General features: G+C 56.7%; 8 protein-coding genes. 5 read left to right on the forward strand and 3 right to left on the reverse strand.

Features of this window, described 5'->3' with window-relative positions; translation table 11 throughout:
* Nucleotides 1-22 precede the first annotated feature (22 nt).
* The 4 genes from murJ (at nt 23) to trxA (ending at nt 4,857) form a co-directional block, all read left to right on the forward strand.
* Nucleotides 23-1,726, forward strand: a complete 1,704-nt coding sequence (gene murJ, locus ACIOTL_RS03800; protein WP_332595065.1) for a lipid II flippase MurJ — start codon at nt 23-25, stop codon at nt 1,724-1,726.
* A 126-nt stretch (nt 1,727-1,852) separates the two neighbouring features.
* Nucleotides 1,853-3,439 (forward strand): hypothetical protein, encoded by a 1,587-nt coding sequence (locus ACIOTL_RS03805; protein WP_400341840.1) that lies wholly within the window; start codon nt 1,853-1,855, stop codon nt 3,437-3,439.
* Between the two features lie 100 nt (nt 3,440-3,539).
* Complete coding sequence (gene trxB, locus ACIOTL_RS03810) at nt 3,540-4,505, forward strand: thioredoxin-disulfide reductase (protein WP_105656612.1); 966 nt, start codon at nt 3,540-3,542, stop codon at nt 4,503-4,505.
* A 28-nt stretch (nt 4,506-4,533) separates the two neighbouring features.
* Nucleotides 4,534-4,857 carry a thioredoxin gene (gene trxA, locus ACIOTL_RS03815; RefSeq protein WP_105656613.1) on the forward strand — a complete coding sequence of 108 codons (324 nt, stop codon included), beginning with the start codon at nt 4,534-4,536 and terminating at the stop codon, nt 4,855-4,857.
* A 112-nt stretch (nt 4,858-4,969) separates the two neighbouring features.
* On the opposite strand, the gene ACIOTL_RS03820 is transcribed toward trxA, so the two are convergent.
* Both ACIOTL_RS03820 and ACIOTL_RS03825 read right to left on the reverse strand, forming a co-directional pair.
* On the reverse strand, nt 4,970-5,182 hold the full coding sequence (locus tag ACIOTL_RS03820; RefSeq protein WP_400341842.1) for a hypothetical protein: 213 nt from the start codon (nt 5,180-5,182) through the stop codon (nt 4,970-4,972).
* Between the two features lie 3,444 nt (nt 5,183-8,626).
* Nucleotides 8,627-8,974 carry an ATP-binding protein gene (locus ACIOTL_RS03825; protein WP_400341844.1) on the reverse strand — a complete coding sequence of 116 codons (348 nt, stop codon included), beginning with the start codon at nt 8,972-8,974 and terminating at the stop codon, nt 8,627-8,629.
* 703 nt (nt 8,975-9,677) lie between these two features.
* On the opposite strand from ACIOTL_RS03825, the gene ACIOTL_RS03830 reads away from it, so the two are divergent.
* Nucleotides 9,678-10,049, forward strand: coding sequence for a hypothetical protein (locus tag ACIOTL_RS03830; RefSeq protein WP_400341845.1), 372 nt, complete (start codon nt 9,678-9,680; stop codon nt 10,047-10,049).
* 1,131 nt (nt 10,050-11,180) lie between these two features.
* On the opposite strand, the gene ACIOTL_RS03835 is transcribed toward ACIOTL_RS03830, so the two are convergent.
* Nucleotides 11,181-12,374, reverse strand: coding sequence for a ParB/RepB/Spo0J family partition protein (locus ACIOTL_RS03835; RefSeq protein WP_332486933.1), 1,194 nt, complete (start codon nt 12,372-12,374; stop codon nt 11,181-11,183).
* Nucleotides 12,375-12,481 lie beyond the last annotated feature (107 nt).

Genomic DNA, 12,481 nt, shown 5'->3' on the forward strand with positions numbered 1-12,481 from the left:
CGATCAGCTACACACCGGAGCCATGGACGTAGTCGCCGGACCTCCCCCGCAGCAGGCAGCTCAGCCTGTTGGCTCGCGCTCCAGGATCTATGCCCTGATGGCCTCCGGCACGATGGTCTCCCGCTTGCTGGGCTTCGTGCGCACGGCCTTGCTGGCGATGGCCATTGGTTCGGTCACCTCGGTGGCTGACATCTTTGAAAAAGCCAATATCATCCCGACTATCATCTACATGCTGCTGGCCGGCGGCATTTTCAACGTCGTGCTGATCCCGCAGCTGATCAAGGCCTCCAAGGCGAAGGACCGCGGCGCCGCGTACACGTCGAAATTGGTGACGCTGACCGTCGTGGGCATGGGTATCCTGACGCTGATCCTCACGCTCTGCGCCAGGCCATTGATCACAGTGCTCACCAATAACTGGACCGAGCCGATGATCGCGTTGGGAACGGCCTTTGCCTACTGGTCGCTGCCGCAGATCTTCTTCTATGGGCTCTACGCAGTGCTGGGCCAGGTGCTGAACGCGAATGGCCGCTTTGCCGCATTCATGTGGGCTCCTGCGGTCAACAACATCATCCAGCTGATCGTCATTGGCGCTTTCATCCTGACTTTCGGCGCCTACTCTTCGGGCGACCCGATGCAGGATTGGAGCGGGGTCAAGACCATGTGGCTGGCTGGCGGTGCCACCTTGGGTATCGTATTGCAGTCGGTGGCGCTGTTCTGGCCACTGAAGAAGACCGGGCTGAAACTGACACTGGACTTCCAATGGCGCGGCATGGGACTGCGCCACGTGGGCAAGCTGGCGATCTGGACCCTGGCGGCCATGGTGATCGGCAATCTCTCCTCGCTGGTGTACTCCAAGATCGTGTCCGGAGCTACCGCGGCTCGAGCGCAGCTGCCTCCCGAACAGGCCGCCTCGGTAGCCGGCGAGTACGCGTTGAACACCTCGCAGTTGATCACCGTGCTGCCGCACTCCCTGTTCGCGCTGACCGTCGCCACCGTGCTGTTCAACGACTTCGCCCGGGCTTTCACCGAGAACCGCCGCAAGGATGTTGGCAAGCTGCTCAATCAGGGCATGCGCTCCACCGCAATCCCTATCGTGTTCTGCACGCTGGTCTTCATCGTGCTGGCCGGACCGCTAGGCAGGCTCTTTGCCGGCAACTCCGAGAATGCTGCGCAGGCCGCGGGCGCTCTCGGGCAGCTGCTGGTGCTCACCGCGCTTGGGCTGCCGTTCAAGTCCTTGCAGTTCTTCATGCTGCGTGTCTTCTACGCAGAGGAAGATACCCGCACCCCGATGCTGATCCAGTCGGCCACCGCCGGGCTCGGATTGATCTTGGCGTTCGCCGCTGCCGCCGTGGTCGATCCGCTGCATATCGCCGCCGCCATTGCCTTCATCTACGGCTTGACCAACGTGCTGACCTGCGTCGGCACCCACTATCTGATCAAGCGCCGCTACGGCAACTACGGTGTTTCCTCTGTCATCGACACCTACATTCGAGTCGGTTGGATGGCTACGCTCTCCTCCATCATTGGATGCATCGCGCTCTGGCTGCTGGGTGGATTCAACTTCGGATTCGCCTACGACTCCGTATTCAGCGCCCTGGTTTCGGTGGCTATTGTCGCGCTGGTGATGGGCATCGTCTTCATTGGCTTGCTGTACAAAACCAAGGTCCCGGAGCTCCAGTCGTTCCTGGGTCCGATCCTTCGCAGAATCCCGGGACTCAATCGCTGATGGTCCGCTGAAACTTGCTAGTGATTCTGGGCAAATAGGCACCAAATAGCTTGATCTGACCGGTAACATGGCAGGTGGTGGTCCGTGGACCGCCACCGAACCAAAATCAACCCCTTGGAGATGCACGTGTCGCAGCCAATCGATGTCGGCTCTGTCCTCAGCGGTCGCTACCAAGTAACCGAGAGTGTCCTTTCATCAGCTGAAGGAGACTTGGTACTCGGTGGCGTAGACCAGGTACTGAACCGCTCGGTCAGCATCATGGTGGCTTCCGTGGAGAATTCATCGCAGCTGGCAACGAGCGCACGCGAAATCGCCATGGGCGAGCGCGCTTCGAACGTTCAGGTGCTGGATCTGGGCATCACCGATGCCAACCAGACCTACCTCGTCGCCAACACCGCGCGTTCCTCGGACCTGCTGGACCTGGTATTGGAAACCGACGACGCTCCATATGTTGAGCCGTTCTTCACCGACACCCTGGGCACCGAGATCTTCGGCGAGTCCCGCCAGGCCGTCCCTGAGACCTACGAAGACGACAACGAGTACTACGACCAGCTGCAGTACGAAGACGAACCAGAGCAGCAGGGCAAGATCGGTTCCGCCTTGGCTGGTGGCTTCGCAGGACTGAAGAACCGGTTCGGCAAGAAGAACCAGGAACAGCCTGAAGAAGAACAGTTCGACCAGACTGCGCCTAATGAGCAGGTTCCCGCCACCATGGCTACCCCGGTTGCGCCAGCTGAAAAGCCAGCGGCCGAAGACAAGCCGAAGGTCTCCCGCCTGGAAGACGAAGACGAGCCTAATGTCACCGCAACTGCGGCACTGGCTGCCGCTGCGCAGTCCAAGGGCAAGACGCCGGCCAAGCCTACCCAGAAGCCTGCCGAGGAAGATGAGAAGCCGGCAAAGAAGAAGGCTGCAGCAGCTGGAGCCGTAGCCGGCGCAGGCGCCGCTGCGGGTGCCGCCGCTGCCGCTGCCCCGAAAGCCTCGACCTTCCCCGCAGCTGCCAAGAATGCTTCTGCCCAGGACCCCCAGGTCGGCGAAGAGGAAGAGGAAGAAGGCGGTTCCAAGGGAACTCGCCTGCTGGTTGGCGCCGTCTTGCTCATCGTGCTGATTGTTGCAGTCGTGTTCGCTTTCAACTTCCTTGGTGGGGACAAGAACACCACCGCCGATGGCGAGCAGCCAACTGCCGTGGAGTCCCCGGAAAAGCCATCCGAGACCGAGAAGGAAAAGGACTCAACCGAGGACGCCTTGCCTGCTCCGAAGATCGACGACGTATCCCGCCTGGTTCCCGGCAATCAGCAGCTGAACTCCGAAACCGATGGCAAGCTGGGCCAGATGATCGACGGCAACGCCTCGAGCACCTACTCAACGTACTCGTACACCACCGCTGATTTTGGCGGCTTCGCTTCCAACATGGTCTTCATCCTGGAACTGGACGAGCAGTCCAAGATCTCCGAGGTCAATCTCGAGGGCCTGAACGGCACCGGCGGCAACTACGAAATCCTCGTCGGCGAATCCGAAGACCTGGGCGATGCCAAGTCGGTAGCCAAGGGTTCATTCTCCGGTCCTTCGGTTTCGGTAACTGCCAAGGACGACGACAAGGACTACATGGAAGGAACCCACGTGTTCCTGGACATCACCGACCTGCCTCGCAAGGCATCCGGCGGCAATGATTCACGTCCATTCGGTCTCCAGATCGGTGAATTCTCCGCCAAGTAATAGAAGCGGAATTTTTTACGAAAGCAATGCGTTGAGGTGGATAGTGAGGTTAGACCTTGCTATCCACCTCGCATTATTAGAACGAAAGGGTTCTACCCCCGTGACTTCAGCACAGAACGACGAAATCCGCGACGTCATCATTGTCGGCTCCGGTCCGGCCGGTTACACCGCCGCGGTTTACACCGCCCGTGCGAATCTGAACCCACTAGTCATCGCCGGCTCAGTCACTGCCGGCGGCGAACTGATGAACACCACCGACGTGGAGAACTTCCCAGGCTTCCCCGAGGGCATCATGGGCCCAGACCTGATGGACAACATGCAGAAGCAAGCCGAACGATTCGGCGCCGAGATCCTCTTCGACGACGTCACCGAAATGAACCTCGAAGGCGAAATCAAGACACTGTCCCTGGCTGACGGCACCATCTACCGTGCTCGTGCTGTCATCGTCTCCACCGGCTCCGCCTACCGCGAGCTGGGCCTGCAGGACGAAAAGCGCCTCTCTGGCCATGGCGTCTCCTGGTGCGCCACTTGCGACGGGTTCTTCTTCCGCGATCAGAGAATCGCCGTGATCGGCGGTGGCGACTCCGCCATGGAAGAAGCACTGTTCCTGACCAAGTTCGCCTCCAAGGTCATCGTCGTGCACCGCCGCAACGAGCTGCGCGCTTCGAAGATCATGGCCGACCGCGCCCTGGCCCACGAGAAGATCGAGTTCATCTGGGACTCCGAAGTCATCGGCATCAACGGTGCCGATAAGGTCGAAGGCTTGGTCGTGAAGAACCGCACCAGCGGCGAAGAATCCACCGTGGATGTCACCGGTATCTTCGTGGCCATCGGCAACGACCCACGCGTGGATCTGGTCAAGGACCAGCTGCAGCTGACTTCCGAAGGCACCATCGCCGTTGAAGGCCGCACATCCAAGACCTCGCTGCCAGGTGTCTTCGCCGCCGGCGACGTCATCGATTCCACCTACCGCCAGGCCATTACCGCGGCCGGCTCGGGCTGCGCCGCGGCCCAGGACGTGGAGCACTACCTGGCCAACGTTTCCGAAACCCTCGCTACCGCCTAATAGTTTTCTCAGAAAGGGGTTGTCTCTCATGAGCAACGCAAAAGCAGTAACTGAAGCAACCTTCCAGGCCGATGTCCTGGATGCCGACAAGCCAGTGATCGTCGATTTCTGGGCTGAATGGTGCGGCCCTTGCCGCCAGCTCGGTCCAATCCTGGATCAGATCGCAGAAGAGCACGCTGCGAAGGTCGACGTCGTGAAGGTCAACGTCGATGAGAACCAGGCAATTGCCGCGAAGTACGGCATCACCAGCATCCCAGCCGTATACGTCTTCAAGGGCGGCGAGCATGTCGCTACTTCCATCGGTGCCAAGCCGAAGGCTGTCATCGAAAAGGACTTCGCAGAATACCTGTAAGCCAAGAACATGATTGAAGTGGGGATCAACCGCAAGGTTGGTCCCCACTTCTTATTTAACCGTGGCGCCGCGAGAAGTTCACTTGCTTTCGTTTTCTGGCCGTTTCCGAGCCTTACCCCAGCTCAGGTTGAGCCGGTTCTTCATCTGAAGGCCCTTTTGACATGCTGTTGCGAATATCCAAGTTAAAATATTTGTTTTTATTATTCTGGCTCTGTTCTATGACGCTTTGCACAGTTCTTTGGCACCCGTCAGCCAAGATGCGCATTTCATGCTCAGCAATGGACCCGGCAAGTTCGGGTTCGCATTTGATCGTTTCTCTGGCCACCTAGACAGGTTCCCGAATTCTGAATCTTGATGTCCTATGCAAAATTCAGCGATCCGCAATCGCCGTATTTCTAGCCCTTCAACTTCGGCCCACAATTCCAGACTGCACTGTGAAGGGCCGCGGAAACGCATCCGGATACGCCGCACATGCTAGCTGATTGGATGTGCTTTCTGAGAGGCAGCCAAAACCAATTCCTCATGGGACTATCCGCTTCCGGTCGAAATTGCGTCAAATTCTGTCCATGGATAATCCAGGCCATGCCGACTGCCGCATCCCCGTGTCGCCGCGACACTCAGTTTTCATGGGCGTCTTTAGCTGGAACAGCATCTCTTGGTCTTGATTATTGGGGAGGGTTCAACGCGCATTGAGAACTGCCAGGGCTAACGGAGTTCCAGGGAATTAGCGGAGCACTCCCCTTCCGCGTATCCACTGGTTGCTCACTGAGCCTACTGTTTCGCCGTCAATCGTCAGAATCCATGATGCTATCTCCTCCAAAGTCCGAACGGTTCAGCAACGAGTTCCTGAGGACGTTCTCTGGCTAAACTGGCACGCAGTAAGCAGAACAGAATCTTTCGGCTTGTGAGTTGTTGTCGTAAGTCAGTTGCTGCGGCCCAAACCATGTTTCGTGCCGATACGTCATCACCCACTGCGCAACTGTCACATGGGCCGCTGGGTAATGATGAGGTGCGACCTGTCGAAGATTGAATGAATCTGAGGTCGATTGCCGTGGAGCGAACGAGCCATATCATCGCTGAATAGCTGTTCATACCCATCGGGGCGAAGCTTGCCGGTAGAACCTGCATCAGGGACAAAGGCCATAGACTCATGCTCGTTGCCCTACTGTCGACTCGCGAAGAGAAGGCCTGAATCTCCAATCTGCTAGTGATCGGAGGGGTTTCTCTCTGATCAGGTCATTGCAATTCTGCACTAGGTCCTAGTGCAATCAACTAACTCTGAACAGCGCGCTACCTATCTTTCGGGAAGTCGGTTTCCCCGAGGGCCAGTACTAACCCCACATATAAGTTCTTTCATTCACACGCTTCCCTCCTTCAGGTTCTCTTGCCTTTCAATTAATGGAGGTCTTCGCCCAGTTCTCCAACCCTGAGAAATTTAGGTTGATCACTACTACGGGCTTCGGCACCTGGGGCTTCGCACTCCACGGCATCATGCCTACCTATTGCGCGGCTGGTGCATGGACAGCTTGGTCCGAATTCCCGCGCTATTTACCTTGGGGCTTTTTTTCTAGTGAATAGTTCCTTCGAACCGGGACAAAAGCAGGAGCGGGTTGAGCCGGGTTTGCGGAGACTCTAGTGAACCTATTTCACCGCTAATCCTCCTACTCTCTTGGATTGAAGGTTGTGATCCTTCTGGATTTCCCTTCGCTCACCTTGCTCATGAGCGGGATCTGGAGCGCTGCCGGGCCGCTCATGCCCGACAGGGCTCCCGGAGACCCATACATCCGCCTAGGACGCGCTTCTGCAGCCTCATAAGTCACTCCTAAGGCTTTCTGGCCATCTGTTGCTCGACCCCTCCCTAGGGCCTTGGCGTCATTTCCTCCTGTCAGCTGCTGGCGTTGAAGTGGTTGGACGATCGTATCCAGGCTTCACCTTCCGCGCGTATGGGACCAAGGGTCAAGTTATCCCTCGGCATCTCGCGACGCTCTTACTTTCCTGCACGCCGTGCGTGCTCGCCGGGTTTTTGGCGCTGGAACGAACTTCCTCATGTCCGCGCCGCAAGCCGCAGGCTGATCACTGTCCTCTCACGTAGGCACCGGCCAGACAGGTCCTCTCCGGCGCTCGTACAGGCCTACGCATGTATTCAGCAAGCTTCTTATGCCTCATCTCAGCAAAGGCTGTCAGCCTGCGGGTAGTGGGTATAGCATCATTAGCTATTCATCTCGGGGGCGGGGTGCCCAGGTCGTGCGTGGCCGCTCCATTCTGTGCAACGTCAACCCTGCATGTGCTTTCAGGTCGTTCTGGTTGTTTCACGTGAAACACCAAGCGCATCGTTGAGTTCAGGACAATCAAAGGGCGGTCAGGTTAATGTTTCACCTGAAACACGTTTCGCTTCGCAGACGTCAGCAGGTTCGAAGGGTGGTCTGGATCATGTTTCACGTGAAACGTTGCTTCAAGGCAGCTGCTCTCAGTGTTCATGTTGCGGTTCCGCCCCCCACCAGTCGCAGTCGCCGATTCAAGAAATTCGAGAGACGGTGACACGATTTCATGACAGCTCGAACTCGGATTTCTAGAGATCTGGATGTCGGTTCGGCAAGGGTGCGCACCAATGTTAATCCCACACCTGCGTCAGGAATCTTAATGGAGTCGTTGCTTCTCATCAGCGTGCCCTGGCTCAGGGTGCGCGTAATGGCTTCGGGAAGGGCTAGTACCACTCCCCCATCGCACGGCATGGCGCATTCGACATAAGAAGTTCCGGTCATGCCCGCAACACCAACTGAAAATCGCCTTCTTATCGTCAAACGGAATCGGACCTGTACCGTCCAATTCTCCCTACGCCAGCTCGACATTGGTCAGCAAACCGGACGGTTCTTCGCCCGATATGGATGGTTAGGCGAAGACAGCCTCTCCTCAGGGTGAACCAAGCAATCAGTATTCGCCGAGGCATCAACCTCGTCACCATTGGCCTCACCCCAGCGGACAATCGGCGGATTGGACCTGGTTAGCACCGACTTCTGTTAATAACGATCAGCTGCATCAACGGCCGCAGTACCGAATGGAATGTAATCCACCTTGACGATGATCAACAGTTTGTATTGCATAAGACGCAGCAACTCATGAGTCGATTTCCCTCCGTGATGCGCCGCCACCAACCTTTACGCGCAGCCAGAGCTGTTCATCGAAGAGCATTGGATACCACTGCCGGCAGGCTTTGACACCCAGCGCAATACGCGAGTTAGTATTCACGGCCCATGGCGGTCCTCTACAGGTCACGAGCATAGCTGTCGGGATGATCGCCGTCCTGGCCCGGCAGGTTCACGAGTCCATCCCTCATCATGTGCTGGATCAACATGCTACTTGCACGTCCGACAGATTGATGGCATTTTCATGGCTCTCGCCAACTGCTCAATCGTTTCTTCCGAAGTACGCATTACTGGACATCATGAAAGTCGTGGATGTCCAGGCAAGGGATTCTATTGCCGGCCGATACCTGGCGTGACGCGACCACGCAGCCGTGGTCGTGGCCAAATAACGGTTGTGCGTCGAATCTTGCTCAACGCACAACGCAGTAATCTGCACATGTGCCGGATCGGTAATCATCTGGTGCTTGTGAATATTCGGTGGTTTGAGAGCCACCCAATATTGCGCTTCTGGGCCAGTCGTTATTGTGGTTCAGATCCACCCAATAGTCTCCCTTAGAACCACCTGCCGGATCATCAGTCCGGCAGGCAGTCCTGAACGAGGATTCCATCGAATCAACGCCCCGTGGCTAATGCTCCGGCCGAGAGTACACCTCACACATGTTGCGCCCACCGGTCTCAACCCAAATCGTATCGTGCACGACATGATCCATGATCGCGTCGGCCAACGCATCAGCGTCCAGCCGGGCACGCCAATCCGATTGCTTGTACTGCGTACAGAAAATGGTGGATGCAGCGTCATACCGCCGCCCTATGAGCTCGAAGATGATTCTCAGCAACCCGCCGGCTGGAGGATCCAAAAGCCACTCATCCATCAGCAAGACGCAACCACCGGCGCGCGCGGACAGAATACTGGGTGGCTCAGAACCGCAATATTGGCGGCTCTCGAAAAGTCCAATATTCAGCTTGTCCAGCACCGCGGAGGATCAGCCACCACCGGCTGGCCGCAGACCCTCTATCCATGGTCACCGTGGAATCAACAATCCGGCCAATGTCTGAAGGATGCACCAATTAATTATTGCGGCCCAGACTCATGCTATAGGTCCTTCTCCATCGTGCCCGATGGCTGAGCCCGGTACTGATGGCATCGAAGGCGAGATGATCATTGTGCCTAGAGCCTACGGCGACCGGTCGATGCTCCGGACCTGGATCGGGCTGAACGGTGTACATTGGCTTTCGGTAGACACCCGTCGAGCTGTTTGCTGAGATTCTGAAGGAAAGAGGATTCAAGCAACTGGTTGCATTCGGTTTGCTCTTTGAACTCAGAATCTCTCGGTGGAGCCAGAATGCTCCTGCTAGCCAGCGGCTCGGCAAGCACTGAATTGACTTCCGTGTCTTTCCTTTTGCTTCCGAATCGCGGATTCACGGTCCCAGATTCTGCTCTTGAGGACCGCGTCATCATCGTCGTTCTAGCTCCACATCCCAACGCTCAGATCCGGGCATTGCCAACTAGGAATCATCAGCGCTTTGAACACCCTCAAATGCGACAGCCTCATCATCAGCTCCGGCAGCATCAGAGCCTGGTCGGATCCGACAGATGTCCGTGGCTTGGGGAACCACAGATCCACTTGCGCGGCTTGCCCTGATTCGTGGAACATCCGGTCCGCAGGGCCCACGTTCGTGTATTCCGGACATGTCAGTGCGACCCGGTTCTTCAACGTGGAGATGGAATTCGTTCATTCGATTCGTTCGTCGATGGCCGTCGCCGGCATGCGCGGATACTCGCAGACCAGCCTGCGGGTTTCTGGTTCGAAAGCGTCAGCGATGGAACCACGCTTCGTCTGCAGGTCATTTGCAGACTCGGTGACTGCCAATGCTGAACATACGGTGTTACGTGCGATGCCAAGTCGCCGCGAGATCGCCGTTATTGGCACGCCTTCTGCTCAATGCAGTCGACGGATCTCTGCGTACTGCTCCACATTGATCCTTCCCTCAGAATGTCTGTTGAATGGATCAGGTGGGGTGAATATTCAAAAGTCGTTCAATGGTTAGCATTCAGTTAGCGTTGGCACCCCTCCGAACTTGCCCCCGGTTGGTCCTGCCATAAGTCCATAGCGGCCTTCCTTGGCCCTTCACGGCCTTCGTGCGAGCCTTCCTCTCCCCTACCCGACTCCCGGCTCTCGTGGCGTCGCTATACGCCCACCTTGCTGCTCAGAGAGTCATCACGGTATGCCTGACTATCTGATCTTGCTGTTCCAGAACATGCTGTATGCAGTCCTTACTCAACGCCGTTGCATATCTGCCCTAAGCAAGAACGATGAAACGTACCCTTGGAATCGCCCGATACGGCTTCTCGGTCCAAGGTTTTCGGAGTTGTGCTCAGTTGCGGACAGCATCCTGGCTCCCTTGCACATCACTCCTCGAACAATCTAAGAAGCATGGCTGACACATGCCACTGCGCATTAGATGGAGTAGAGCCAGGCAGGGATAGACCGCGAAAACCATCAGTGCCTCTACTGATCGCACCTTGTGTTCTCCTTCGCACTGGAAGGTAGCCGGAATGCTGTGCACCAAATGCGGCACCTATCGCCCCGGATGTCCTACCAAGCAGAATACTGGCGGCCCAAATCCGTATCCGCTGGGGTAGTTCCCGCAGCCAGGCGGGTCGAATCATGCGTTCTATCCTCTTCCCGTTCTCCGTAGAATTCATTAAGTGGAGGCATTTCGGTGACCTAAACTGAATGGCTCGCTGATCCTCAGGAGCAGGCATCGGAGAATGGTTACGAAGCAAGGTGAAGGGCTCGGCTCAGCGATGCGGTGCCAATCCCGAACCTGGTACGGTGTGTCCTGCTTTCTCTACATTTCTGGACAGCGTCGTGGCTACTTCGTGCTCATCCCATCGGCATGTACGTTCCCTCTTTGATAAGCCAACGGCGGATGCCAACAATCAGTTTTATGCTTGCTGTGGTTCATGATCCATTTGATGCGAAAGCTATGCGGGCACACCTAAGTATCCGTTTATGGGCAGCAGCGGTTTCCTACCCACCAACGATTCGTCTCCATGTGCCGCCCTCATACTTGGTTGGCAGTAACCTCGCATGGAGTATTTGTTTCACGTGAAACACAGGCTCTAGATACAAGAAAGGCGCATGTTTCACGTGAAACATGCGCCAGTTCATGAAATTACGAGTTCATAGTCGGATCAATAACCTGCATGATGCGGTTCAGATCATCCACCGAAGCGAACTCGATGCTGACTTTGCCCTTGCGGCTGCCAAGCTGAATCTTGACGTTAGTGTCCAAGCGGTCCGCGAGCGAAGTTGCCAGGAAGTCCAGGCGTTCATTGCGCTGGGTCTCTCGCGCCTTCTTTGCTGGCTTTCGTGGCTTGTCGTCACTCAGTGCCACTGCTTCTTCGGTCGCGCGCACGGACAAGCCCTCATTGATGATTCGCTGAGCCAGCTGCTCGATGACTTCGTTGTTCGACAGTCCTAGCAACGCGCGCGCATGACCGGCAGAAAGAACGCCAGCCGCAACACGACGCTGAACGAGTGGAGGTAGTTTCATCAAGCGAATCGTATTGGAAATCTGCGAACGGGATCGTCCGATTCGTTCCGAAAGCACTTCCTGGGTGCAATTGAACTCTTCTAGAAGCTGCTGATAAGCAGCGGCCTCTTCCAGTGGATTCAGTTGTGAGCGATGCAGGTTCTCGAGCAAGGCGTCGCGCAACAGATCGGTGTCATGCGTGTCGCGGATAATGGCCGGGATAGTCGCTAGGCCAGCCGCCTGTGTCGCGCGCCAACGGCGTTCACCCATGACCAGCTCATACGGAGCGTCATCTTTCTCGCGGGAAGGGCGGACCACGATAGGTTGAAGCAATCCAATTTCGCGGATCGAATGGATGAGTTCATCCATGTGCTCCTGATCGAAGTTGGTACGCGGCTGCTTGCGATTTGGGTGAATCAGCTGTACGTCGAGTTCAGCGAACTGTGCGCCAGGAACTTCGACAAGATCGGGAGAGTCTGATTTTACAGGTTGCGGCTCGGTCTTCTTAGGTGCTGGTTTCTCAGCTGATGCGTCTTCCTGAGGTGCAGAGGTATTCTTTCCCCCAAGAGTTGTATTCAAGCCAGGCATAGTTGCGCGAGCGCGCTTTGCCGGCTTTGCGGGAGTGGTTGGCGCCTTAGGTGCCGAGGACTTGCGTCCCGGTTCGAAGAACATATCGACAGGACGTGTAGCGCGCGACTTCGACGCTTCCGCGGCCGGATCTACAGGAGCTGTTTCACGTGAAACATTCTGGTTTTCCTCAGGAGCCGCCGTCGCCGGTGAGCTGGAAATAAGGGCACCCAGTCCCCTGCCCAATCCCCGCTTCTTATCTGCCATGTTCTTCGCACGCCCTTTCATCCGAAATTTCAGCCCGAGACTAGTCTACTGTTTTTTGGCTTTGAACCGGGGATGCGCACAGTGCGTCAGCCGTGGCTCTCACCGTA

It is taken from the genome of Glutamicibacter sp. NPDC087673 (assembly GCF_044743255.1).
GTDB lineage: Bacteria > Actinomycetota > Actinomycetes > Actinomycetales > Micrococcaceae > Glutamicibacter.

Excerpts from the sequence above, each read along its gene's own strand:
- trxA (WP_105656613.1), top strand. The coding sequence starts at position 4,534 with ATGAGCAACGCAAAAGCAGTAACTGAAGCAACCTTCCAGGCCGATGTC.
- ACIOTL_RS03835 (WP_332486933.1), bottom strand. The coding sequence starts at position 12,374 with ATGGCAGATAAGAAGCGGGGATTGGGCAGGGGACTGGGTGCCCTTATT.
- murJ (WP_332595065.1), top strand. The coding sequence starts at position 23 with ATGGACGTAGTCGCCGGACCTCCCCCGCAGCAGGCAGCTCAGCCTGTT.